This is a genomic window from Finegoldia magna, from assembly GCF_002243175.1.
GTDB lineage: Bacteria > Bacillota > Clostridia > Tissierellales > Peptoniphilaceae > Finegoldia > Finegoldia magna_J.
This window is the reverse complement of sequence record NZ_NDYF01000003.1, coordinates 18,047-41,838: the sequence shown is the minus strand read 5'-3', so window position 1 is coordinate 41,838 and position 23,792 is coordinate 18,047. Positions and strand designations below refer to the sequence as shown.

At 33.2% G+C, this 23,792-nt stretch carries 26 protein-coding genes, 1 tRNA gene and 1 other annotated feature; all 27 genes read right to left on the bottom strand.

Annotated features, from left to right (window positions below):
* Positions 1–49: 49 nt before the first annotated feature.
* Positions 50–334, bottom strand: coding sequence for a 50S ribosomal protein L27 (rpmA, locus tag B9N53_RS00970; protein ID WP_035109683.1), 285 nt, complete (start codon positions 332–334; stop codon positions 50–52).
* Between the two features lie 2 nt (positions 335–336).
* Positions 337–678, bottom strand: a complete 342-nt coding sequence (locus B9N53_RS00965; protein ID WP_094203308.1) for a ribosomal-processing cysteine protease Prp — start codon at positions 676–678, stop codon at positions 337–339.
* Positions 678–986: a 50S ribosomal protein L21 gene (gene rplU, locus B9N53_RS00960; RefSeq protein WP_094203307.1), complete on the bottom strand. Its 309-nt coding sequence runs from the start codon at positions 984–986 to the stop codon at positions 678–680. Before rplU ends, B9N53_RS00965 begins: the two co-directional genes overlap by 1 nt.
* A 12-nt stretch (positions 987–998) precedes the next feature.
* Positions 999–1,071 (bottom strand) — a sequence feature (ribosomal protein L21 leader region).
* 20 nt (positions 1,072–1,091) lie between these two features.
* On the bottom strand, positions 1,092–2,096 hold the full coding sequence (locus B9N53_RS00955) for a ribonuclease E/G (protein ID WP_094203306.1): 1,005 nt from the start codon (positions 2,094–2,096) through the stop codon (positions 1,092–1,094).
* A complete protein-coding gene (locus tag B9N53_RS00950; protein ID WP_094203377.1) occupies positions 2,093–2,689 on the bottom strand; it encodes a cell division inhibitor in 597 nt (198 codons plus the stop codon). Before B9N53_RS00950 ends, B9N53_RS00955 begins: the two co-directional genes overlap by 4 nt.
* Entirely contained in the window at positions 2,670–5,996 is a 3,327-nt protein-coding gene (locus B9N53_RS00945) for a penicillin-binding transpeptidase domain-containing protein (protein ID WP_094203305.1), read from the bottom strand. Before B9N53_RS00945 ends, B9N53_RS00950 begins: the two co-directional genes overlap by 20 nt.
* 8 nt (positions 5,997–6,004) lie before the next feature.
* Positions 6,005–6,496 (bottom strand): rod shape-determining protein MreD, encoded by a 492-nt coding sequence (gene mreD, locus B9N53_RS00940; RefSeq protein ID WP_094203304.1) that lies wholly within the window; start codon positions 6,494–6,496, stop codon positions 6,005–6,007.
* The gene (gene mreC / locus B9N53_RS00935) at positions 6,497–7,351 is read right to left on the bottom strand and encodes a rod shape-determining protein MreC (protein WP_094203303.1); all 855 of its coding nucleotides are present in this window, start codon (positions 7,349–7,351) and stop codon (positions 6,497–6,499) included.
* The gene (locus tag B9N53_RS00930; RefSeq protein WP_094203302.1) at positions 7,352–8,347 is read right to left on the bottom strand and encodes a rod shape-determining protein; all 996 of its coding nucleotides are present in this window, start codon (positions 8,345–8,347) and stop codon (positions 7,352–7,354) included. It abuts the gene before it with no gap.
* Positions 8,348–9,019: a RadC family protein gene (gene radC, locus B9N53_RS00925; protein ID WP_094203301.1), complete on the bottom strand. Its 672-nt coding sequence runs from the start codon at positions 9,017–9,019 to the stop codon at positions 8,348–8,350. It abuts the gene before it with no gap.
* A gap of 2 nt (positions 9,020–9,021) precedes the next feature.
* Positions 9,022–9,534, bottom strand: coding sequence for a Gx transporter family protein (locus B9N53_RS00920; protein WP_094203300.1), 513 nt, complete (start codon positions 9,532–9,534; stop codon positions 9,022–9,024).
* Complete coding sequence (locus B9N53_RS00915; RefSeq protein ID WP_094203299.1) at positions 9,534–9,911, bottom strand: NusG domain II-containing protein; 378 nt, start codon at positions 9,909–9,911, stop codon at positions 9,534–9,536. Before B9N53_RS00915 ends, B9N53_RS00920 begins: the two co-directional genes overlap by 1 nt.
* A gap of 163 nt (positions 9,912–10,074) precedes the next feature.
* Positions 10,075–10,716, bottom strand: coding sequence for a pyroglutamyl-peptidase I (gene pcp / locus B9N53_RS00910; protein ID WP_094203298.1), 642 nt, complete (start codon positions 10,714–10,716; stop codon positions 10,075–10,077).
* Positions 10,717–10,726: 10 nt separating this feature from the next.
* Positions 10,727–11,713, bottom strand: coding sequence for a DUF979 domain-containing protein (locus B9N53_RS00905; protein ID WP_094203297.1), 987 nt, complete (start codon positions 11,711–11,713; stop codon positions 10,727–10,729).
* Positions 11,706–12,380: a DUF969 domain-containing protein gene (locus B9N53_RS00900; protein ID WP_094203296.1), complete on the bottom strand. Its 675-nt coding sequence runs from the start codon at positions 12,378–12,380 to the stop codon at positions 11,706–11,708. The genes B9N53_RS00905 and B9N53_RS00900 overlap by 8 nt, the downstream gene beginning before the upstream one ends.
* A gap of 322 nt (positions 12,381–12,702) precedes the next feature.
* On the bottom strand, positions 12,703–13,251 hold the full coding sequence (locus B9N53_RS00895) for a hypothetical protein (protein ID WP_094203295.1): 549 nt from the start codon (positions 13,249–13,251) through the stop codon (positions 12,703–12,705).
* A 571-nt stretch (positions 13,252–13,822) separates the two neighbouring features.
* Positions 13,823–14,110, bottom strand: a complete 288-nt coding sequence (locus B9N53_RS00885; RefSeq protein WP_192867299.1) for a hypothetical protein — start codon at positions 14,108–14,110, stop codon at positions 13,823–13,825.
* A gap of 721 nt (positions 14,111–14,831) precedes the next feature.
* Complete coding sequence (locus B9N53_RS00880) at positions 14,832–15,683, bottom strand: RnfABCDGE type electron transport complex subunit B (protein WP_094203294.1); 852 nt, start codon at positions 15,681–15,683, stop codon at positions 14,832–14,834.
* A gap of 10 nt (positions 15,684–15,693) precedes the next feature.
* Positions 15,694–16,275: an electron transport complex protein RnfA gene (locus tag B9N53_RS00875; protein ID WP_094203293.1), complete on the bottom strand. Its 582-nt coding sequence runs from the start codon at positions 16,273–16,275 to the stop codon at positions 15,694–15,696.
* Complete coding sequence (gene rsxE, locus B9N53_RS00870; RefSeq protein WP_094203292.1) at positions 16,275–16,904, bottom strand: electron transport complex subunit RsxE; 630 nt, start codon at positions 16,902–16,904, stop codon at positions 16,275–16,277. Before rsxE ends, B9N53_RS00875 begins: the two co-directional genes overlap by 1 nt.
* 10 nt (positions 16,905–16,914) lie before the next feature.
* Positions 16,915–17,487: an FMN-binding protein gene (locus B9N53_RS00865; RefSeq protein WP_002835547.1), complete on the bottom strand. Its 573-nt coding sequence runs from the start codon at positions 17,485–17,487 to the stop codon at positions 16,915–16,917.
* Complete coding sequence (locus tag B9N53_RS00860) at positions 17,484–18,455, bottom strand: RnfABCDGE type electron transport complex subunit D (RefSeq protein ID WP_094203291.1); 972 nt, start codon at positions 18,453–18,455, stop codon at positions 17,484–17,486. The genes B9N53_RS00865 and B9N53_RS00860 overlap by 4 nt, the downstream gene beginning before the upstream one ends.
* A 3-nt stretch (positions 18,456–18,458) precedes the next feature.
* A complete protein-coding gene (rsxC, locus tag B9N53_RS00855) occupies positions 18,459–19,787 on the bottom strand; it encodes an electron transport complex subunit RsxC (protein WP_094203290.1) in 1,329 nt (442 codons plus the stop codon).
* A 28-nt stretch (positions 19,788–19,815) separates the two neighbouring features.
* Positions 19,816–19,901, bottom strand: a tRNA-Leu gene (locus tag B9N53_RS00850).
* A 29-nt stretch (positions 19,902–19,930) separates the two neighbouring features.
* Positions 19,931–20,572: a lytic transglycosylase domain-containing protein gene (locus B9N53_RS00845; RefSeq protein WP_002835551.1), complete on the bottom strand. Its 642-nt coding sequence runs from the start codon at positions 20,570–20,572 to the stop codon at positions 19,931–19,933.
* On the bottom strand, positions 20,569–21,177 hold the full coding sequence (coaE, locus tag B9N53_RS00840) for a dephospho-CoA kinase (RefSeq protein WP_242432380.1): 609 nt from the start codon (positions 21,175–21,177) through the stop codon (positions 20,569–20,571). The genes B9N53_RS00845 and coaE overlap by 4 nt, the downstream gene beginning before the upstream one ends.
* The gene (gene polA, locus B9N53_RS00835; RefSeq protein ID WP_094203289.1) at positions 21,164–23,791 is read right to left on the bottom strand and encodes a DNA polymerase I; all 2,628 of its coding nucleotides are present in this window, start codon (positions 23,789–23,791) and stop codon (positions 21,164–21,166) included. The genes coaE and polA overlap by 14 nt, the downstream gene beginning before the upstream one ends.
* Between the last annotated feature and the right edge of the window lies 1 nt (position 23,792).

Sequence of the window (23,792 nt, the reverse complement as noted above, 5' to 3'; positions counted from 1 at the left end):
ATAAAAAGGAAATCCGATTTATAATCATAACAAAGGTGTTGCTAAAAAATTAAGCTTCTTTTGGATATACAGAAACTTGCTTTCTGTTTTTACCAATTCTTTCGAACTTAACTACTCCGTCAATTTTAGTGAAAAGTGTATCGTCTCCACCCTTTCCAACGTTGTTGCCTGGATGTATTTTTGTTCCTCTTTGTCTAACTAATATGTTACCAGCTAGAACGTATTGGCCGTCACCTTTTTTAGTTCCTAATCTTTTGGATTCGGAATCACGACCATTCTTAGTAGAACTTACTCCCTTTTTACTAGAGAATAATTGTAAATCTAATTTTATCATCATTACACCTCCCGATAGTTAATTTTCAAGTGTTTTATATTTTCGTTTCGTATTGATTCCAGCGCGAATACCAATGATTTCATCAAAATATCCACCTGAATCATTTCAGTCTCATTTAGTGAGTCATAGTTGATTTCAAAAAAAGCATCTCCGCTTTCAAAATGAAATTTCAACTTATCAGAGTCAAGCTTAAGTATTTCTGTAAATGTGTTGACAGTATTAATCAGATAAACACTGATAGCGCTGCACACCACATCATTTCCATAGGATCCATGATCAGCGTGACCTGTTGATTTGACTTTTACAATTTTTCCGTCTTTTCTAAAAATATCGACAGTTACCATTAAGCATCAATTTTTTCGATTTTAACTAATGTATATGGTTGTCTATGACCTTTTTTCTTTCTGTAGTTTTTCTTAGCTTTGAATTTGAAAATAACAATTTTCTTGTCTTTCTTTTGGTCTAAAACTTCTGCTTTAACCTTAGCTCCTTCTACTACAGGGCTTCCAACTTTAACATCGTCTCCAGCTACCATTAATACTTGATCAAATTCGATTTTGTCGCCTGATTTAGCTTCGATTTTTTCAACTTTAATGATATCTCCTTCAGAAACTTTGTATTGTTTTCCACCAGTTTTAATAATTGCGAACATTTAGTGCACCTCCTCATTTTTAAGACTCGCCAAATCAAGGTACTTTTGAAGTTTGAAAACCCGATTCGAGCGGTTACACACCAAATAATTGTACAGTAATTTAATTTATTTGTCAAGTTTTACTGTGAATTCTAATAGATTTAAATTGCTAAATCCATGAAATTTTATATTCGGTTCACAAAATTCATCTTTAATAAAATCTGATAACTTTTTGTTGTCTCTTTCTCTGACACAATCCACAATAACCATTCCCACCATTTTCTTCAAATAAATCATTTGATGGATTTTCTTCAAAGCTTTTGTGTTTAGTTCGTGAAAATAATCCTCTTTCAATATCATTTGAGAAGAATTCACATCCACAACCCACATCGCCTCAGTTTTTTGGATGACAATTTCTGCGTTATTGTCCAGTTTTATTATTTCTGAATTTTTATCTATTATATCACGACTTATCAAATTATCATAGTTAAAATCGTAATTTTCATCAAATTTTACATTTAAAATTCCCTTGTATTGTCTGTAAACTATTCTGTCATTAGTTATCAAATAATCCACATCTTCTTCTTCAATTATTTTGTCTACGGGATTTTTCTTGTACAAAAGTTTTGGAATTGGAAGGAATTTCTTCTCTGTCTCAATGTAGTGTAATTTATTTACAATGAAATTCATTTCTTTTTGTTGTTGTGATTTTTCTTGTTTGAAGAAATCTTCTCCCACAATTCCTGTAAATGTGTATTTTTGCTTGAAGTCATCGATATCTTTGTATTTTTGTTTGCCTTCAAATGTTAATTTGTCGCTGTTTGAGTATTTCAAATTTTCAGTTTCAATAGTAATTTTCGTTGTGAATTTGGGGTATTTGTCACCAATCGATTCTTTTGTCATCTGAACTAGTATTTCGTCTGATGGTTTCAAATCTTTTGTGAACTTCGTGTTATTTAGAAATCCTGTTTTATTTTTGTCGTATTCTATAAAAAACGCGTCGAGTTTCTTGTCGTATTTGGTAATTTTTGCTACATAAATGTTACCCAGTTCACTGTCGTAATCTCCTAATAATTTCAGCTCATCATCATAATATCCCCAAGTGTTTTTGTCTATGAATAGGTATTTCATCTTTTGAAAATCCTATCGAAAAATCCGATTTTCGCTTCTTTATCTTGTTTGTAATTGTCGATTATTTCAGTTAGTTTTGCATCGACTTCTTCAGAATACGAATTGATTTTCTTTTCATATTCTTTGGTGAACTCTAATTTTCCAATGTATTTGTAATCAGATTTCCTTTTAGATGATGAATCCGTAATTTGATACAATTTTTTTGCGTCAGATTTTTCTTCATTTCCCCACATTATTTCTTCATCAAATTCTATTCCAATATCTTCAGTGAATATTACAATGTCAAACTCACTTAAATTGTCTAGCAAATTTTCGTAATCATCAGTTGTTGCAGAATATTTGTCAGGTTTTATGGTTGAAGGGATGATGTATCTATCTTCTGTAATTTTGACCATGGATTTCTTGTAATCAACAACTCTACTCAACACATCCAATATGTCATAAACGCAGTAATCTTCCACTCCTAAAGCGTATTCTATTTGTCTTGAATTTTCCGAATTTACTATTAAAATTTTTCCGTCTACTAAATTACAAAGGCTTTGTATCAACAAAGCCTTTTTTTGTAATTGTGAATTAACGAGTACTGTTTTCATACATATCATTCTCACTCTCAGTATTTTCTTGTTTTTTGTCTTTTTCTTTTTTCAATTTCAACGCTTCTGCCATGATATCTCTTGTCATTGGCCCGTTGTTCGTGCTCGTTCCACCTTGCATAATGACTGTTACTACCGCAACTTTTGGATTTTCAACTGGAGCAAATCCAATCATCCATGCGTGGTTATCATAAGTTTCTCCAGTGACTGGATTAACACCTACTTGTGCTGTTCCCGTCTTCACTCCCGCAGAAACTGGGAAATTTTTGAATGTGTTTTTTTCGTAGCCTTCAGTCGTAGCCAAATGAAGTCCTTTTCTTATATATTCCAAGTTTTCGTAATTTTTTAATTTGATTCTTTCACTTTTCTTTTCGTTTTTAAATAGCGATGTGGAATTATCATTGGATTTTACTTCATTTACAAGCGATAATTTGTTCAAATATCCATTATTTGCAAATGCAGACATATATCTTGCCATTTGAAGCGGCGTGTATGCGTTTTGTCCTTGACCGATAACCACGTTCAACATATCACCGATATTCCACTTTGACTGGTTCAAATAATCGAATTTGATTTTATCGGCGAACGAATTTCTCTCTCCATCCAATTTCTTTTCTGCGTCAAATCCCAAACTATCCAATGTGCTTATAATATTGTTTCTTGTTTGAAGATTTTTGTCGTCAGCAAGTAACATTATTTTGTCGATTTTGGATTTCATTTCTTTTGCAGTAAATACTTCTCCTTCTTTGACGTATTTTTCTGCATTCTTTTCCAAAAATCTTCTGAATATTGCTTTGAAGTTATTTTCTTTTATTTGCGGATCTGGTACTGTTCCTGAATTTTCTGCTGGAATATTTATATCTATTCCCGTTTTACTACCAAGTCCAAGTTTTCTTGCAGTAGACACTAATTCATCAATACTCAATTGGTATCCCAAATCTATGGAACGTCTTTGATCTTTTCCAAGTGCTAGAGAATAGAAATAATAGTTACAACTGTCTCTTAGTGCTTTCATGACATTTTCATTGCCGTGAGTTCCTTTGTGTTCATTCCATATCCAACAGCCGAAAATAGAGCCGCCGACATCGACGTACCCTCCGCATTTTATTTCGTGATAAGGATCAAATCCACCTTCTAATGCTGCAAGTGAAGTGTTAAGTTTAAAAATAGAACCAGGTTGCATTGCTGCTTGCATTGGTATGTTATACAACGGTCTTGGAGATATTGGATCTTTCGGATCTTCTGCTTGTAAACTTTCCCAATCAGTTTGCGAAATCCCCGTTGAAAACAAATTTGGATTATAAGATGGGAATGAAGCCATTGCAAGTATTTCTCCAGTTTCAACATCTACTGCAACTGCTGCACCACTTTTTGCATTCTTATATCCAGCTAAAGTTTTGTCGCCCCATTCGGATACATAAGTTCCTCCAGAGCTTACGGCTTTTATAGATTTTTTCAAAGATTCTTCGGCAACTCTTTGAACATTAGTGTCAATACTCAAATACACATTGTCGCCAGGAATTGCCTTTTTCTCAGACAAAGTTTCAGTTCTATTTCCTTTGCTGTCGACCATAACCCTCAAAGATCCGTCTTGTCCTTTTAATGCATCTTCCTTGCTTTCTTCAATTCCAGTTTTACCTATCAAAGCATCCTTGCTGTAGCCTTTTTGTTTTACGTATTCTTCAATTTCTTTCTCAGTAGAAATCTTTCCAATATATCCCAATACATGACTTAGTTCTTCACCATTAGGATAATATCTAACTGACCTTGTCGCTACCTCTATTCCTTGGTTCTTTCCAAATCTTTCCTCGACGCTACTCACGGATTCTTCCGTTAAATTGTAGCTTAGAGCGATTGGCTCATAACCTTTTTGTCCTTTGTTTTTTAATTGATTGTAAATACTTACGATATTGTAGGCGTCGTATTTTGAATATTTTTCGCATTTATTATTCTTCAAAATTTCTTCATACAAAAGCTTAACATCTGAATTTATTTCCTTGTCGTAACTCTTGTAGAAATCTTCCATATTTTTTTGGTAAATGTACTTCCAATCATTAACACTAATCGAAGGATTAATGTTGTTTTCAGTGTTTACCGATTGAGCAATAAGTTTTATATCATCGTCTGTGATAAACTTATATGATAAATTATTCGAATTCAATAAATCTGCAACGTGTTTGTATGGATCTGTAGACTTTTTACTTTCTGTGACAAACTTAGCCTTAACTTTTGGATTTTGCTTGTCTTTTTCATCCAAACTAAACTCTACGTTTGTTTGTATTCCATTTTTCTTAAGTAAGTTCAGAGCTTTTTCCAACACAACAGTTTTCTTGTCATCTTCTACATCTACTTTTTTCAAAAGCTCAACCATCGTGTTGTCTTTTACAATATTTACAAAATCGTCCGCAGCTTCTGTTTTGAAATCAATTTTGTTGGACAACTTCATCATTTCAACTTTTTTCTCCAAAAGCTTTTGGTTGTCTTTCAGTTCCATATCTTTAAGAACGATATTGTCTTGAAGGTTGTCCTTTTCCAATTCCTTGTAAACCATCGACCTAATGACGCTATCATTCAAAAGTTTTCTGATAATTGATTTGTCTTTTTGGATTATCGTAGCAATCGCAGAATTCACATCTGAAGTTTCCTTTAATCCGTGTTTTTTAAGTAACTTTACAGTTTCTTTGTCATTGGTATCAAACTTTGTATTGTCTTTACGATCCAATTTCAAAGTCAAACCTTTTGAACGAAGTGCATTCAAACAATAATCTAGGACAGTTTTCTTATAAATTCCTTGATTTGTTTCTTGTGTGTAAGTCTTGTCGATTAGATTTGCCATTATGTTTTTATCCATGACAATTGATGCGACTTTGTCCAGTGGAGATTTGTCTTCTTTCAAATAATCGTCCGTATTTCTGTAAGTAAAAGCATTCAATGCTATTGGAAAATCTTCCGTGTTCATTGACCCATCTTTTTCCAAAATTCTAGACAAATTCAGCAACGCATCATTGCTATCATCAATACTCATTTGTTTGATTTGATCTTTGTACAAATTAGCAACGTACACATTTTTAGTCGTCGCTAACAATTCACCGTTTCTATCGTAAATATTTCCCCTAGGAGCAGGAATTTTGACTTCACGAAGCCTGTTATTCTTAGCAATATCTCTATAATAACTTCCTTTTACCAATGTCAAATGCATTAACTTCAAAGTAAGTACGGCCATCATTATCGCCAATACTACAATAATTATCGTAAATCTATCGTATTTTTCGAGTTTTTTCAAAAATTTATTGTCAAATTTCTTCATTTTGTACCTCAAATAAATTTAAATTTTGGAAATTTAAATATTTTTTTGAACAATTTGAACAAAACATAATACAATAGAACATTTAAAATCATTTCGATTAAAATCGGTCCTTTAAGATAAGCTACGTTGAACCCATTTCCTGTGATGTATATTACGAAATAATGAACTAAAGTATAATACAAAGTCACAAAAAACGTGAGTATCATACCACTTCTTGGGTCTTCTTTATTAATTCCAGCTTCACTATTTCCAATCAAAAATCCTGCTGTAAAATAGATCAACGCTCTTACTCCGATAACGGGGCTGAATATCGCATCTTCGATTAGCCCGATTATCATACCGTTTAATGAGCCTGTGTAAGCGCCAAATCCTATGGACAATAACACAACTATCGGTATGGAAATATTTGTGTACACGTTGAACACTGAAATTCTGGAAAGAAGTGTCGCTTGGATTATGATGTCCAACAAAACTATCAAAAATATTTTTAATTTGTTCATCTAATTCACTCCTTGTCCATCAACTATAAGAACGCGGTACATATTGTTGAAGTTGATTTGGGATTTGCATTTGACAATTTTGGTGAAATTATCCTTAGTTTTGATAACTTCTGTCACTTCACCGATTTTGATATCTCTTGGATACACTCCTCCAAGTCCCGAAGTTGTCAGAATATCTCCAACTTTTACATCTGCATTAGAATCGTACATATATCCTTTGAGAATATCTTGTTCTTTTTCATTCAAAATCCCAACATCTTCACTTTTTGCAAGTCTAAACCCAACGTTGTTTCCGCTATTCATAATAGTGTCCACTTTGCTATGGTTAAGTCCAACTTCTGTTACAACTCCAACCAAACCTTTCTCGATTCCATCATTTGAAGACACAGCTTCAATCACTATGTCACCTTTTTTGATTTTATCCATTGAACCTTTATCTATACTAAATCTCGTAAAAATATTTCCCGGATCTTTTCCAGTTATGAAAGCTTTTGTTTTTATTGTTCTATCTTTACTCAAAAGTTCGTATTCTTCTTGCAAATATCTTTTATCACTTATAACTTTGTTCAAATTATCTACGTTTTTTCGTAGTTTTGCGTTTTCAACAGTTAATCTTTGATTATCTTCACGCATTTTTTTTGTTCCAAAAACATAATGAACCGACTCTTTGAATTTGGAGCCTATCACATAAAACACTTTGTTTACAGGAGTAATCACTGTTCCTATCGCGTTTTCTCCAATAGACATGTAGGTTTTATTGTTGTTCGATATTGTAATCGTCAATATGAGAAACAAAGTCACCGCAAAGAAGAACACTCTTTTTCTAAGCTTATTATTATATCCAAACTTAGCCAATTATTTGTCTCCCTTCTTTAAGAATTTGCCAATGCCAATTCCCGTGCAATCCATAGCAGATTCTACCTTCAACACTTTGATTCCCAAAACATTTGTAATATATTCGTGAATGTAGTCGATAAAGCTCACTCCACCTACAATGTAAATTCCTTCAGCGATAATGTCGTTTGCAATATCTGGCGGAGTTTTCTCCAAAACTTTTCTCAAAGCTTCGATACACATATCTGCTATCGGCACAATCGCAGGTGTAATATCCTTAGCCCTAATCTCAACAGATTTTGGCATAGTCGATATCACATCAGTTCCTCCGACAATCATCGTGTTGTTTTCCCTATCAGAATTCAATGTCGCAATCTTAAACTTAATCGCTTCTGCTGTCGAAATTCCTATATTAACTCCAAATTTTTTCTTCAAAATTTGTATTATTTCTTGGTCAATATCTTCTCCACCGCTTTTGATGCAGTAACTTGTCACAATTCCACCCAAACTAATCACGGAAGCTTCTATTGTTCCCGCACCAATATTTAAAATAATGTGTCCCGTTGGTTCGTCCACATCGACACCCAATCCTTTTAGAGATGCGATGTTTTCTTCAACCAATTTTACACTTCTAGCTCCAGCATTTAACGCCAAATCTTCCACGCTTCTTCTCTCAACATCTGTCAAAGATGCAGACACAGATACGCAGACCTCCGGTTGGAAAACCGAAAAATTTGGTCTTGCTTTTTTAATAAAATACGAAAGCATACTAACAGTGGATTCAAAATCAGCTATAACGCCATTTTCAATCGGACTTATTGCTACGATATTGTCTGGAGTTTTTCCAATCATACTTTTCGCCTCAGTTCCCACTGCGACAATATCGTAATTATTTATATCTATAGCTACAACGCTAGGTTCGTTGATTATTATTTTCCCATATTCATCAGAAATAATGGAATTGGAAGTTCCCAAATCAATTCCCAAACCATCTTGTTGAAATTTAAATAATTTCATTTAAAAATACATTCCTTTCCTCATACTCAGACTATCGCTTGAGCTAACGATAATATGATCTAACACTTGTATTCCTACCAAATCTCCCACTTTATCCAACCTTTTTGTCACTTCAATATCCGCACTTGATGGAATAAGAGATCCCGACGGATGATTATGTACTAAAATAATCGAATTCGCTCCCTTTTTTATAGCAGATTTGAAAACTTCTCTAGGATGAACGATAGATTGATTGATAGTGCCTTTGCTGATAAGTTCTTTGGAAATAATTCTGTTTTTTGTATCTAGAAGTAATGCGTAGAAGTTTTCTACATCACAACTTCCAATCTCATTACAAAAAATCTCTGCAACGCTATCAGGATCGTTCAGACTGAAACTATCCATGGCTTTTCTCAAGGCAAGTCTCCTACCTATTTCAATTCCAGCCAAGATTGATGTAGCCTTTGCCATCCCAATTCCCTTTATCTTCATTAACTCTTCAACGCAAATATCCTTGTAATCATTTTCGTTAATGTAATCAACGACTCTTTTGGAGAGAATTTCCACTCCTTCTTCTTTGATTCCAGTCTTCAATATGATTTGCATCAATTCTTCGTCGCTCATTGACGAAATTCCGTTGATTTTCATTTTTTCTCTGGGTCTTAGGGACTCATTCATTTCCTTAACTCTCATTGTTATCTCCTGTTATTAAACAAATAATTTTTTTGCTTGGAAAGTGCATTTGTAAGGTAATTTGATGTAAGTCCCACAAAAACACCCGTAAATATACTCAAAAACACCAAAATTGGCAAATAAACAAAAATCCTAAGATTGTTTAGCATAATTGCACACACTAACACTTGCGATAAATTGTGAGTGAAAGCTCCAAACAAGCTAACTCCAATCAACGAAAAATATTTTCTCAAATACTTGTTGACCAAATACATCACAACAAGTGAGCTTACAGCTCCTGCCAACGAATAGAAAAAGCTTATAACAGCCCCTGTGATTAGCATTAGTAAAAATGATTTTAAGATTCCTATTACAAGAGAATCTCTAAATCCAAAAACAATTAAGCATGTCAAAATTACAATGTTGCTGAGCCCAAGCTTTGCTCCAGGCATTACGATTGGAAGTGGAATCATCGACTCAATCAAGCTTACAACTAATGCAACTGCCGTTAAAATAGGAATATGTAATCTTTTCATCAATAATTCACCACATCAATATCATCTTTGTTTTGCTTGTCAGCCTTCACTTCTACAACTAATTTGTTCGGCAAACAAACAATAACATCCCCCGGTTTATCTATCTTTCCTTTTAAGATACACAACTTGTCCGGACAATCTGATTCAGTAATAGCAACACTGTATCCATTAATATGAACGACGTTGTGACCGTATTTATTATCTATTTTATAATCATAATGATCGATTGGAAGTGTAATTTGTTTGATTTCTTTTCCATTTACTTGAATTGAAACGTATTTGTCTTGTGAATTTACATTATTAATATTCAAAATCACAAACAAAAAAGCCGAAAAACACAACAAAAATCCAATCAAAATTTTATCGTATTTAGTCATTAAATTCTCCTTTAAGCTACCTTATAGTTTATCATTTTATCGTGTATCTTTTCAAGATTAAACAAAAATGAAAATTCATTTGCAAATAAAAAAAGAACTTCGAAACTCAAATGCTTCGAAGTTCTTCAATCAAAATTTTTATGATTTTAAATCAAATTTAATTTTAATGAGTTTTTCCACCTGTAACTTTGATGTCCTCATCATTATCAATTACAGCTTCAATCGCTTTTTCCAATGCTTTTACAATTGTATCCAAGCTCATAGATGCAGTGTGAGCTTTATTCAACACTTGTTCTGGCAAGAATGGAATGTGAATAAATCCAGTTCTCATGTTTGGATATTCAGTAGCTCTTAAATGTGCCATTCCATAAGCAACGTGGTTACAAATAAATGTTCCTGCAGTATTTGACACAGATGCTGGAATATTTGCTGACTTAATATTTTCAACTATTGCTTTGATTGGCAATGTCAACAAATATGCATCAGGACCATCTTCAGCGATTTTTTCGTCGATTGGTTGGTTTCCTTCGTTATCTTTAATTCTGCAATCATCAACGTTGATTGCAACTCTTTCTACAGTGATGTCTTCACGTCCACCAGCTTGGCCTACAGAAATTACAACATCTGGTTTAACTTCTGCGATTTTTTCTTTTAATTTATCTACACTTTTTCCAATAACTGTAGGAATTTCTATTTTGATAACTTCGTTTCCCTTGATTTCATCAGATAAAAGTTTAACTGCTTCAATAGCAGGGTTGATTTTTTCTCCTCCAAATGGATCGAATCCAGAAACTAAAATTTTCATAAATTACCTCCTAAAATGCTAATATCATTAATAATACAACATGAACAAATACTAGAGCCAAAGCTACAGGAAGTTGTGCTTTGATAACTCCATTTTTATCTTTCATCTCTAAGATTGCAGCAGGAACTATATTAAAGTTTGCCGCCATTGGTGTGATTAAAGTACCACAGTATCCAGCAGTCATACCAAGTGATGATACCACAGCAGGATTTGCTCCTTTTGCCATTAACAATGGAACACCAATTCCTAGAGTAATAACGGTAAATGCAGCGAATGCATTACCCATTATCATCGTAAATACAACCATTCCTACAATATATGCAACAGCTGCTGCAAACACACCAGCATCTCCTACAATACCAGTAGCTATGGTTCCTATAAGTTTACCTACACCTGCAGATGCAAATATAACTCCCAAACCACCCAATAATTGTGGTAGTAATGATGAAGATCCAACTTGCATCAACATTTTCGTAGTATCTTCTGCAGTTTCTTTTGCTTTTGGCTTAGCGATAATTATAGCTATAATTAAAGCTAGTATTGATGAAATTGTAAGAACTTGAGCAGCTGACAATGAGAATATCCCATCAGTATTTTTCAATGGAATCTTGAATGATTTCATTTGCGATAGAAGCATCGCACTAATTCCCATCACTAAAGCTGGAATGAAAATTTTACCTCCAACTTTCTCAGCATTCTTCAATCTTTCTTCTTCAGTTATTTCCTTAAATTCTGATGGCTTGATTTGGTTTGCGATTGATAAAATCCCCAAGAACAAAAGTACAACACCTACGATTATTCCTCCAGATTCTACATGTCTTACCAAAAATCCTCCACCAGCAAACAATACTCCTAGTAATATCCAGAAAAGCATTGTACCAATCTTTGCTTCTTTGTTGAATCTTGCACGGATACCTGTCATTATGCAGATAACTCCACATAAGATGTATGCTATCTCATCAAGAACAACTTGGTTATCTACAAAAAAATCAAACATTTTTTATATCCTTTCTAAGTTTCATTTCAAAAACAGCACATTGTATAAGTGCAATAATCAACATACTAACACCTGCAAATATGGACCACTTGGCAATGTCTGCAGTATCCAATGGGTAACCTGCATCCTTCAATGTAGTTTGCATTAAAAGCACGCCTGATGCCAATGGAAATATATTTTGTCCGTAAAAGTTACCGTAGTTTTCAACAGCAGCAGCTAATCCTTTTAATTCGTCTAGTCTAACTTCTGTCAAATCAACTTTCTTTCTTGCAGCACCTTCTGCCATAGGTAAAATCAATGGACGTATAAATTGAACGTGTCCACCAAGTCTTAAAGAAAACGCAGCAGCTATCCATCTAATGAACAAGTAAATCCACAAAACAGAACCTGCACTAGCCATTTTGAATTTCGATATAAAATCTCTAGCCTTTTCCTTAAGTCCGTATCGTTCCATAATCGCAATTACAGGAAATGAAATCAAGAACAAACTCATTAGCCTATTGTTGACAAATCCTTCTCCCATAATTTTTAGAGTTCCCGTTAATCCAAGACCCCCCGCAAGTCCTGTAACCAGACCGGCTAAGAGAACTATTCCCAAAACATCTAGTTTTAGTGCGAACCCAACGACAATAATTAATATTCCTATGAAAACTAAATATTCTCCCATATTGCTCTCCTTAATTTTTATTAGCCAAATAGATTTTAGCTTCTTAGAATTATACCCGATACTTTTTTATTTTAAACTTTTAATTACATTATGTTTTCAATTTTGATGTTGTGAGGTCTTTGTTTGTTAAATGTATGATAATTAATAATGCCTTTCTATTTTATATTAGCTGTAAAAATGATAAATTCTCAGATGATTCATAAACTAATTAATTAGCGTTCTTATAATTATTTTGATAATTTTTCCTCTCATAAAAAAACGGAATGTATCCTGTGATTTAAAGATTACATTCCGCTTAATATAGTATTAAACTATTCCATTTTTATGAATTAATATCAATATTTGTTTGTTCTTTTTTCTTTTTTATACTCTTAAGGTCATTGAGAACATATACGCCATCACTTAAATATCCGCCATCAGGTAAATACGGTATTTGAAGTGGCAATATAGTGAAATATAATGTAAACATCACAATTTGTATAGTTCTTAATATAGCCATAGGCAGTATTTTTGAGTTCATAATAGTTATAACTTCTGGCTTTTTATTTACCAAATAAATCAAAGGAATCAAACATATAAGATATAGAATTGTTCCTAATCCTCCAGAAATATGCGTTATCAATGATCGAAATGTCCCTTCCTGAAATTTATTCCCGTATGTTATCTTACTCAAAAAAGGAATTCTTCTAATTGACCATCTTTTTGTTTGTATGATTTTTTTCCCATATCCTATTGTTATTTTGTAGTTATCATCTTTGAATAGTATTTTATACATTACTAGATGACCTAATTCTTTAAAAATTCTAGATAGCAATAGTAGTATGTAGATAATAGGTATTGCTATTATTACATTAATTAATATCGATTTCATTAATTCTCCTCTTTACATTTATGTTAATCATCACTAATTGCATTATTACGAGCATATCTAATTTCTTATATTTTTCTAATTTACATTATCTTCTGTTGATTTTATGGTATTTAAAATACGCATTCCATCGCTTGGTAAATTTAAGTATTTTATAGGTAAAATTGTACTTACAAAGCAAATAGCATTATATAAAATCACATACCTTATTATTTTACTGTAAAACCCACTATAATTATTTCTTGATATTAAAATAAATCCTAAAGCTATTAATAAGCTAACTAGTGGCCCTCCAAGACTAGGCATAATTTTTCTTAATTTGCTTGATTTTTTATAACTATCGAAATCTTCTAATTCCCAGTATGCATGTCCATATACTGGTAATGCATTTACAATAATTTTTTTAATTTAAGTATATTTTTCCCTTTTCCTATTTCTATTCTAGAATTTTTAACATTATAAAATATTTTAGCCATTACTATGTGACCCAATTCATGTGCAAAAGTAGAAAAGAAAATTAGGATATATAACATAACTATTTTTATGAACATTCCAAACCTCTTAAAGTTTTCTTCTAATTTACATTATCTTCATCTTCTGTTGGTTTTAAGATATTTAAAATAAGCATTCCATCACTACTACAATTTAGATATTTTATAGGTAAAATAGTTGCTACAAGAAAGCTAGCATTAGTCACTATTGAATATATCACCATATGGTTTACAAATTTATTAAGTTCGCTATTTTCTTTATATAATATTATTAATAAAACTGTCATTAAAAGACTAAATAACGGACCCTCAAGAGTTGGCATAATCTTTCTCAATGTATTAGACTTATTATATCTATCCAAGTCTTCCAATTCCCAATATCCATGACCCGCTATGGGTATAGATTTAATAGAAAAATTTTTTTAATCAAAAGCATATTGTTTTTTATATGTTTACGATTTCATTCTACTCCCCCCCCCATTACTTTGTCAAGCATTTTTTCAAAAATTTATCAACATTTTACATAAAAAACATTTAAATTTATAACTTGAATCAAAAAATGCGGATGTATAGTTAATTTGTCAAAATATTAGGAAGAAATAATAAACGTTACCGCTCATTAAAAACGCAGACTAATGGTCAAAAACGAAGTAGGAGTTGAACTTATTATCTACCCAAAATAATGGTTGTATAATAATTATCCCTTGTGGTAGTATGGTTACCCCATAAAATTTGACCTAGTACCGGAGTTAGAACTAATCTATCTCTTGTACTTCTTTATCCTTTTTCTACTCCTAGGGGTAGAATTTTTCCTTTTTATTTTTATTCCTTCATAGCTTTGAGAATTGTATGCGCATACCCATTTTCTTACCATTATTTTATCCGTTATACAATATTTATTTACTCAATTTTGATATGAACTGTTAGATTCTAAATATACTTTTATTATTTTTACTTTAAATTCTGCACTTTATTTTTCTATTAAAAAACTGACCTCCTTAAGTTAGTTATTAGGTCTAACTTTTGGGGGTCAGTTCACATATGCAAGCCGTTTTTTATTTTATTCTATTTTGTAACAGTACATGTAAAATATTAAGCTTCTTTAGCAGGTGCTTCTTGAGCTTTTGCTTTAGCTTGTTCTTCTTTTATTTTTAGTCCTGGATAAATTGCTTTTGTAGGACATTTGTCTACTGCTTTTTGAACTTGTTCTGGATCTAATCCTTCAGCGTTGTTGAAGTGTGCTAAGTTATCTTCTACGCTGAATCCATCTGGACACATTTTAGCACAAATTCCGCAAGAAATACATCCAACTTTACAGTATTGTCTTACATCTTTACCTTTATCGTGACTGTTACATCTTACGTAAACTTCTTGATCGTAATCTACAAGTTTAATGATATCTCTTGGACAGATTTCAATACATTTTTTACAAGATGTACATTTTTCTTTGTCTACTAATGCAATGTCATTTACAATGTGAATTGCATCGAAATCGCACACATCTACACAGCTTCCGCAACCCAAACATCCGTTAGGACAAGTTTTGCTTCCGCCTTGAAGATTGTGGTTAACTCTACAATCCATAATACCTTTGTATTTGAATTTTTCAGTAGCGTATTCTGGTGTTCCTTGGCACATTACACAAGCAACTTGCTTTGCAGAATCCACTGCATCAGCTCCCATAAATGCTGCTAATTTGTCGGCAGTTTCTTTTCCACCAACTGGACATGAATTACAAGGTGCTCCTTTGTTTACGATAGCATCTGCAAGTCCATCGCAACCTGGAAATCCACAAGCACCGCAGTTTGCGCCTGGTAACATTTCTCTTACTTTAAGTACTCTTCTATCAACTTGAACTTCGAATTTTTTAGATGCAAAACCCAAAAGCAATGCAAATAAAATCCCTAGTGCTCCCAAGATTATAAATGGAGTTAAAATTGTCATTTATTACCTCCTATACCAATCCGCCGAATCCGAAGAATGTCATCGCCATTAATCCAATAGTAATAAATGCGATTGGTACACCTTTAAAACTTTCAGGAATATTTTTATTCAATGCGATTCTTTCTCTGATTGCAGCTAATAAAGTTATCGCTAAAATGAAACCTAGTGAAGCACCAATAGCACTTGCTAATGTTTCAATTAAGTTGTATTTTTCTTTTACGTTTGCTAATGCAACACCCAATACTATACAGTTTGTAGTTATAAGAGGCAAGAACACACCAAGTGCTGAGTACAAGTTTGGACTCATTTTCTTCAATGCCATTTCTACGAATTGTACCAATGTTGCAATAACCAGTATGAACACTATTGTTTGTAAGTATTCAATGTGAAATCTTTCAAGTATTTGGATTTGTAGAACATAAGTTACGACAGACGCTATTGTGATAACGAAGAATACTGCCATACCCATACCAATAGCTGTTTCTGTTTTAGAAGAAACACCTATTAATGGACAAAGCCCTAAGAATTGACCAAATACGTAGTTGTTTACTAATAAATAAAGAACTATTATTTTAAATATACTCGCTAACATTAGTCTTCACCTCTCATATTGTTCTTCTTTCTTTCTTGTTTTGATAAGAAATAATTGTAAGTAGCTAACAATATTCCAAGTACCATGAATGCTCCTGGAGCTGCTGACATGATACCAATTGGAGGAATATTTCCTATTACAAGTTTTCCTAAGATTTTACCAGAACCTAATAACTCTCTGATGAATGCAACCAATACGATTACAACACCATATCCCAAACCATTTGAGATACCATCTAACAATGATAAGAATACACCATTTTTAGATGCGAAAGATTCGGCTCTAGCTAAGATTATACAGTTTACTACGATTAGAGGAACGAATGCTCCCAAAGAACTGTATAGTGCTGGAACAAATGCTTGAAGCATCATTGAAACTAATGTTACGAATGTTGCGATTACAACGATATATGCCGGAATTCTAACTTTATCCGGAATAAAATTTCTAAGTAATGATATTACTATGTTTGAACAAATCAAAACGAATGTGAACGCCGCAGCCATACCAATTGCGTTTTCTACTGATGTTGATACACCAAGTACAGAACACAAACCTACCAATTGGATTAAAACTGGGTTGTTCTTAATAATGCTGCTTTTGAAAACTTTAGCCGCTTTACCTTTTTCCATAATTTCCCTCCTATTTTAATCCCGCATTAGCTTTTTGAGATACGTTCAATGCGTTTTTGGCTGCTGTAGTGGAGTATGTTGCACCACTTAGAGCTTGAATTTCGTTGTCAGCTTCAGGTTTTTTAACAGCTGATAATTCTTTTTCCATAGATTTTCCAATAACTGAATTTACGAATTCAGGATCTCCAATTCTACTTCCGATTCCTGGAGTTTCTTGTGATTCAAGAATTGAATATCCAACGATTTTGTTTTCATTGTCTACACCAACTACGAAAACAACATTTCCTGAATATCCACCAGCTCCAATTGCTTTGTATACATGACCTACAGGTTTTCCACCTTTGATAGCTTCTTGTACGTCATCTAAGTTTTCGTCTTTTGCTTTTAAATCTTTAATTTTTGCTTCATCAAGTGGTTTAAAAGATTCCGCTTCAGGAAAAGCTACTTTTAAAGATTTTTGATAATTTTCTAATCTCTTAGCTTCTATTATTGGTTCAGTAACTTGGTTTGCAAATGCAAGTACTACCGCACTAATTGCTGTGATTATAAACAATCTAATAGCTAAATTTATTGAACTTCTCATATTCCTTGTTTACCTCCTCTACCAATTGGTGTTGGAACTGTATATTGATCGATAAATGGTACTGCACAGTTCATGAAGATTATCGCATAAGATACACCTTCTGGAAGGTTACCAAATTGTCTTATGATAGCTGTAAAGAAACCACAACCAATCGCAAATATAATTTGTCCTTTTGGAGTAACTGGACTAGTTGAATAATCTGTAGCCATGTAGAATGCACCCAAGATTAAACCACCAATAAATATGTTCATGCATGCATCTTGAATTCCTACGCCACAAATAAGTAATGTAACAAATGTTGTTGCGATGTAAACTAATGGAATTCTAAGATTGATTACTCTTCTGTATAATAGATAAGCTACACCGATAAGTAATGCTATTGCACTTACTTCCCCGATTGTACCACCCATGTGTCCTATGATGGCATTCATAAATCCAACTGGTTGACCACCTGATAAAACTGTCGCATAACTTTCAGCGTCCACTGCTTTTTGTGTTAGTGGAGCAGTGTAGTTACTCATTGCTTGTGCCCAACTTGCCATCAAGAAAGCACGTCCTGCTAATGCAGGGTTCATGAAGTTTGAACCAATTCCTCCAAATAATTGTTTTACAATTATGATTGAAAATACCGATCCTATAACAATCATCGGAATTGGCAAAGTAACTGGAACGTTGTAAGCCAAAAGCATACCTGTTACAACAGCTGATAAATCGCTAATTGTAGAAGGTTGTTTCATTATTTTTTGATAACAATATTCTGATAATACACAAGCTATAACTGCTGATAATACCAAAACTAAACTTCTCATTCCGAATTCGTAAACACTCACTATCAAAGCAGGAATTAAAGCGATGATAACATCAAGCATAATTCTTTGAATAGATACTGCACTTCTTTGATGAGGAGCAGCTTCTACGATTAAATGAGATAAGTCGTATTCTTTTTGTACAATTTCTTTATTTTCCATAGACTATCCCCTTTTCCTTTGTTGTGCTTTTAATTGAGTCTTTGCGTGTACAATTGCTTCAACTAATGGTCTGTTTGATGGACAAACATAGCTGCAAGTACCACATTCTATACAATCATTCAAATGCATTTTTTCTGCTCCTTCAAAATCACCATTCAATGACTTTAATTGCAAGAACAATGGCAATAAGCCGATAGGACATACATCCACGCACTTAGCACATTTAATACAAGGTTCTGGAGAAGCAAGAGTTGCATCTTTTTCATTCATGAAAATAATTCCGCCTGTTGTTTTAACAGTTGGAGCATCCAAATTGTATTGACAAGCACCCATCATAGGTCCACCAACTACAATCTTGTATGGAGTTTCTTTGAATCCGTCACAATAATCAACTAAATCTTTGAATTTAGTACCGATTGGAACGTAAATATTCTTAGGTTCTTTGATAGCTGAACCTGTCATTGTAACTATTCTATGAGTCAAAGGAATCCTATGAACTACAGCATCGTAAATCGCCATAGCACTTGAAATATTCAAGCCTTGAACTCCTCTTTCATTTGATCTTTGAGCCTTCGAAATCTTCTTACCAGTAATTGCATTGATAAGTCTTCTTTCGTCACCTTGTGGGTATTTAGTTTTAACAGCGCAAATCGAAATATTTGTTTCATCCTTTGAGGCATTTTTCAAAATTCCGATAGCTTTTTGTTTGTTATCCTCAACCCCTATGTATCCTTTGTCGCAATCCATCAATTTCATGATAATTTTCAATCCACCGATTGCCTTTTGAGGATATAATTCCATATTAAGTTGGTCACTAGTTAAATAAGGTTCACATTCTGCCCCGTTTAAGATTACTTCCTCGATTTTTACATCTGGTTTTTTCTTCATCTTAATGTGAGTAGGGAATCCTGCTCCACCCAAACCTACTATACCAGCTTCTTTTATTCTTTCTAGGATAACTTCTTTTGATAATTGTGTGAAATCATCATTAGTTTCAGTGTATCCTAATTCGTTTAAACCGTCTGATTCGATTACTACAACTTCACCTTTTTGACCATTTGACAATACCATCTGCTCAATTTTCATAACCTTTCCACTAACTGAACTGTGAACAGGTGCTGAAATAGTCGCTTTAGATTCACCAATTTTTTGGCCCACTTTGACCTCATCTCCTACTTTTACTGTAGGTGTACAAGGCGCACCAATGTGTTGATGCAATGGGATATAAACCATTTTAGGTTCAAAATTTGTATCTAAAGGACAGTTTTGAGTGTAGGATTTATGATCATCCATGTGAAATCCGCCTTTAAAAGTCAGATTTTCTAAACTCATTTTTTCACCCCTTTAATAAAATAAAAAATGGTGCAGAGAAAGAGACTTGAACTCTTACGGGATTATTCCCACTGCCCCCTCAAGACAGCGTGTCTACCATTCCACCACCCCTGCGTGATAAAGACCTTTTTTACAAAGGTCTTTTAATATTTGTTAATAATATTTTTGATTAATTTAATGTAGTTTTTAGCCCAAACTTTGAAATTCTTGTGCATATTTTCTTCAAGCTTAGTATCTTCGTAGAAAATTTTGTAAATATTGTATTGGTTTTCAACTTTTACAACGTAATATTTAGTCTCAGAAGACGGAATATCGTCTAAAGTTTGACCATCTTTTGAAAAAGATTCGTTCGACAACCATTCTTTTACATTGCCAATTCCGCCGTTATAAGCTGCAATCGCCAAATCGTGATTTTTGAAATGGTGCAATAAATATGACAAATAAGCCGTACCCATTTCAATATTCTTGTCAGGTTTTTTCAAATCTTCCACTGTAAAGTGAGTATTTCTCATATTGTTAATACTTTCAGCAGTGTCTGGCATCAATTGCATAAGCCCCAAAGCTCCAGCTTTTGATTTTACACTTGGATCAAAGTTAGATTCAACTTTAATTACACTCATAACCAAAAGAGGATCCACGTTGTATTCTTTTGCGTATGTATTAACCAAATCGACATATTTCACTGGTCTTGTCATAGTTGAATATGCGCTCACGCCAAATCCAACTAAAAACACAATCACAATAATAGAAATAATCGTGATTAAAAATCTTTTAATAAATTTCATAATTTTTTCCTATCTATTAGTTCGTCAACCGTAAGTATTAGATCAGCTTCAGTCGTATTGTTTACAATAACTTCGTCAAACTCACTAATTTTTTTCTCATAGTCTATTTGAGAATTAATTCTTGTAACTGCAGTATCGTAGTCAAAGTTATTTCTATCCATAATCCTTTGAATTCTGATATTTCTATCAGCTACAACTACCCAATCTTCGTCGACATCGATATATTTGTCAATCAAATTTTTGCTTTCCAAATACATAGAAATTTCCAGAAAAATCAAATCAGATTTTTCCTTCTTAATTCTTTTTACTACTCTTAATATTATATCAGTATGTGTCAATTCTTCAAGTTTTTTTAGTAATGTTTTTGAATTAAATACAAGTTTGGAAAGTTTTCTCCTATCTATGTCAGAATTTTCGTCCAAAATTTCTTCGCCAAACTCATCTATAAGCTTGTAATAAAGTTCTGTACCTTGTTCATAGATTTGGTGAGTAATCTCATCCAAATCTATTACAACAAAGCCTTTTTCTTTTATTCTTCTGCAAACCGTACTTTTCCCGCTGGCGATATTGCCACAAACTACGATGATTTTTTTATTTTGCATCATACCAAGTATCTGCACTGTTAACATCAATCTTCATATCGACTTTCAAATCAACAGCATGTGTCATGACATCTTTCATTATTTCTAGAACTTTTTCTCTTTCATCTTCTGGACAATCAACAATAAGCTCATCGTGAACTTGCAAGATTAACTTTGCTTTTAATTTTTCTTCGTTTAATCTATTGTAGAATTTCACCATCGCAACTTTTATAATATCCGCTGCAGATCCTTGAATTGGCGTGTTAAGCGCCACACGTTCTCCAAAACTTCTTACATTGTAGTTTTTGGATTTCAATTCAGGGATGTATCTTCTTCTCTTCATAATAGTTTCAACGTAGCCTTTTTCTTTGCCAATTGCAACTATATCTTCCATGTATTGTTTGATTCCCTTGTAAGTGTCCAAATAATTTTCGATGTATTCCTTGGCTTCTTTTCTAGTTATGTGCAAATCTTTGCTCAAAGAATAATCACCAATTCCGTAAACAATACCGAAGTTTACAGCCTTTGCGTTGGATCTTTGAAGTGAAGTTACCTTGTCAAAATCAACCTTGAACACTTCACTGGCAGTTTTTCTGTGAATATCTGCACCATTTTTGAATGCATCAATCATCACTTCATCATTCGCCAAATCAGCCAACACTCTAAGCTCTATTTGAGAGTAATCCGCATCCAAGAGAACACTTCCTTCGCTTGGAACAAATGCTTTTCTGATAAGTCTTCCTTCTTCAGTTCTGATAGGAATGTTTTGCAAATTAGGATTAGTGGAGCTAATTCTTCCAGTTTGTGCGATAGTTTGTTGGAATGTAGTGTGGATTTTGCCGTCTTCTTTGATCAAATCCACCATTCCGTCGATATACGTTGTTTTAAGTTTCGCGATAGTTCTGTATCTTAAAATGTAGTCGATGATTTCGTGTCTACCGCTTAAAGCTTCCAAAACTTCTTGGTCTGTAGATGGACCCGTTTTGTTCTTCTTTATTACAGGAAGTTCCAAATCCTCAAACAACACTTCTGCCAATTGCTTTGATGAGTTGATGTTGATTTTCTTGCCGATGAGTTCTTCAACGCTGTCTTCGATTGATTTTATCTCATCTTCGAAAAGCTCTCCCATCTCAACCAAAGTTTCTTTCTTGACACAAACTCCAGTAAATTCCATATCGCATAATACTTTTATCAAAGGAATTTCAACATCTCTGTAAAGATGCATCATATCCTCTTCTTCGATTTCTGAAATCTTTTCGTATAATTTATTCGTGAACATCATGTATTTAACAACATAATTGTCGATTTCTTTTTCGTCTGATTCCAAAATAGTCTTCTTGGATCTGCCTTTGCCTGTAATATCTTCAAGCGGCTTGAAATCATATCCTATGACTTTAGGGTCAGATCTTTCCATACTATAACTTGTTTTGGATGGATCGAGCAAGTATTCTATGATGACAACATCATCGTAATTGTACGAAATGTCGATACCATAACGCATCAAATGATAAATACATGGTTTGATATCAAATGAAAGTTTGTTGACATCTTCTGATTCAAATTCTTCCTTAAATGATTTTACAATGTCAACATTTCTTGTGATGTACACCTTATCAGTGTAGATTGCAAAAATCACAGGCTCATTGTCCACATAGTAATCATCGTTGAACAATGCAAAAGTAAACTTTTTATTTTCTTTAATATAAGCTTTAATTTCCTCTACATTTTCATCCAAGTTTTCATATTCGAACTTTTCATTGGATTCTTCATTTGGAAGTTTTTTGATAAAACTATTGAATTCAAGTTTTGTAAGAACTTCAATCAAATGTTCATTGTCAGCTTCTTTTATCGAACAATCATCGATTACAAATCCCATCAAATCTTTTGGAACATCTGTATTAATCGTTCCAAGTTCTCTACTTAAATATGCAATTTCCTCGCCATCAATGACTTTTTGCTTAGTTTTCTTGCCAGAAATTTCATCGACGTGTTCGTACAATCCCTCAATACTTCCGTATTTTTGAATGTATTTAAGAGCAGTCTTTTCGCCGACTCCATCAATTCCTGGAATATTGTCCGATTTATCTCCCATCAAGCCTTTCAAATCAATCATTTGTTGAGGCGTAATTCCGTATTCTTCCTTTAAAGCATCTACATCATAGATTTTTGTTTCAGTAATTCCTCTTTTTGTAAGAACAACTTTTGTATTGTCATCGATTAGTTGAAGATAATCCTTGTCACCAGTCAACAAATACACATCGTAGTTTTTTGATGAAGCTTGTTTTGCCAAAGTTCCTGCAATGTCGTCTGCTTCATATCCTTTCAAATCAATGTATGAAACTCCCATAGCTTGTAACAATTCTTTTAACATATCGAATTGTACGATAAGCTCTTCAGGAGTTTCTTGGCGATTGCCCTTGTATTCAGAATATTTTTCGTGTCTGAAAGTTGGCTCTTTTCTATCAAAACACACAACCACAAGATCTGGTTCGATTTTTCCCATAACAGAATAATACATATTCATAAATCCAAACACACCATTAGTGTGAATGCCGTCTTTTGTAGTCAAATCTCTGATAGCGTAAAAACCTCTGAATAAAAGCGAAGAACCGTCAATAATTAAAGCTTTTTTTGACATT

What these genes read in the sequence shown, in the direction of transcription:
- rpmA (WP_035109683.1), bottom strand. Translation starts at nt 334, where the DNA reads ATGATAAAATTAGATTTACAATTATTCTCTAGTAAAAAGGGAGTAAGT.
- B9N53_RS00965 (WP_094203308.1), bottom strand. Translation starts at nt 678, where the DNA reads ATGGTAACTGTCGATATTTTTAGAAAAGACGGAAAAATTGTAAAAGTC.
- rplU (WP_094203307.1), bottom strand. Translation starts at nt 986, where the DNA reads ATGTTCGCAATTATTAAAACTGGTGGAAAACAATACAAAGTTTCTGAA.
- B9N53_RS00955 (WP_094203306.1), bottom strand. Translation starts at nt 2,096, where the DNA reads ATGAAATACCTATTCATAGACAAAAACACTTGGGGATATTATGATGAT.
- B9N53_RS00950 (WP_094203377.1), bottom strand. Translation starts at nt 2,689, where the DNA reads ATGAAAACAGTACTCGTTAATTCACAATTACAAAAAAAGGCTTTGTTG.
- B9N53_RS00945 (WP_094203305.1), bottom strand. Translation starts at nt 5,996, where the DNA reads ATGAAGAAATTTGACAATAAATTTTTGAAAAAACTCGAAAAATACGAT.
- mreD (WP_094203304.1), bottom strand. Translation starts at nt 6,496, where the DNA reads ATGAACAAATTAAAAATATTTTTGATAGTTTTGTTGGACATCATAATC.
- B9N53_RS00930 (WP_094203302.1), bottom strand. Translation starts at nt 8,347, where the DNA reads ATGAAATTATTTAAATTTCAACAAGATGGTTTGGGAATTGATTTGGGA.
- radC (WP_094203301.1), bottom strand. Translation starts at nt 9,019, where the DNA reads ATGAGAGTTAAGGAAATGAATGAGTCCCTAAGACCCAGAGAAAAAATG.
- B9N53_RS00920 (WP_094203300.1), bottom strand. Translation starts at nt 9,534, where the DNA reads ATGAAAAGATTACATATTCCTATTTTAACGGCAGTTGCATTAGTTGTA.
- B9N53_RS00915 (WP_094203299.1), bottom strand. Translation starts at nt 9,911, where the DNA reads ATGACTAAATACGATAAAATTTTGATTGGATTTTTGTTGTGTTTTTCG.
- pcp (WP_094203298.1), bottom strand. Translation starts at nt 10,716, where the DNA reads ATGAAAATTTTAGTTTCTGGATTCGATCCATTTGGAGGAGAAAAAATC.
- B9N53_RS00905 (WP_094203297.1), bottom strand. Translation starts at nt 11,713, where the DNA reads ATGTTTGATTTTTTTGTAGATAACCAAGTTGTTCTTGATGAGATAGCA.
- B9N53_RS00900 (WP_094203296.1), bottom strand. Translation starts at nt 12,380, where the DNA reads ATGGGAGAATATTTAGTTTTCATAGGAATATTAATTATTGTCGTTGGG.
- B9N53_RS00895 (WP_094203295.1), bottom strand. Translation starts at nt 13,251, where the DNA reads ATGAAATCGATATTAATTAATGTAATAATAGCAATACCTATTATCTAC.
- B9N53_RS00880 (WP_094203294.1), bottom strand. Translation starts at nt 15,683, where the DNA reads ATGACAATTTTAACTCCATTTATAATCTTGGGAGCACTAGGGATTTTA.
- B9N53_RS00875 (WP_094203293.1), bottom strand. Translation starts at nt 16,275, where the DNA reads ATGTTAGCGAGTATATTTAAAATAATAGTTCTTTATTTATTAGTAAAC.
- rsxE (WP_094203292.1), bottom strand. Translation starts at nt 16,904, where the DNA reads ATGGAAAAAGGTAAAGCGGCTAAAGTTTTCAAAAGCAGCATTATTAAG.
- B9N53_RS00865 (WP_002835547.1), bottom strand. Translation starts at nt 17,487, where the DNA reads ATGAGAAGTTCAATAAATTTAGCTATTAGATTGTTTATAATCACAGCA.
- B9N53_RS00860 (WP_094203291.1), bottom strand. Translation starts at nt 18,455, where the DNA reads ATGGAAAATAAAGAAATTGTACAAAAAGAATACGACTTATCTCATTTA.
- rsxC (WP_094203290.1), bottom strand. Translation starts at nt 19,787, where the DNA reads ATGAGTTTAGAAAATCTGACTTTTAAAGGCGGATTTCACATGGATGAT.
- B9N53_RS00845 (WP_002835551.1), bottom strand. Translation starts at nt 20,572, where the DNA reads ATGAAATTTATTAAAAGATTTTTAATCACGATTATTTCTATTATTGTG.
- coaE (WP_242432380.1), bottom strand. Translation starts at nt 21,177, where the DNA reads ATGATGCAAAATAAAAAAATCATCGTAGTTTGTGGCAATATCGCCAGC.
- polA (WP_094203289.1), bottom strand. Translation starts at nt 23,791, where the DNA reads ATGTCAAAAAAAGCTTTAATTATTGACGGTTCTTCGCTTTTATTCAGA.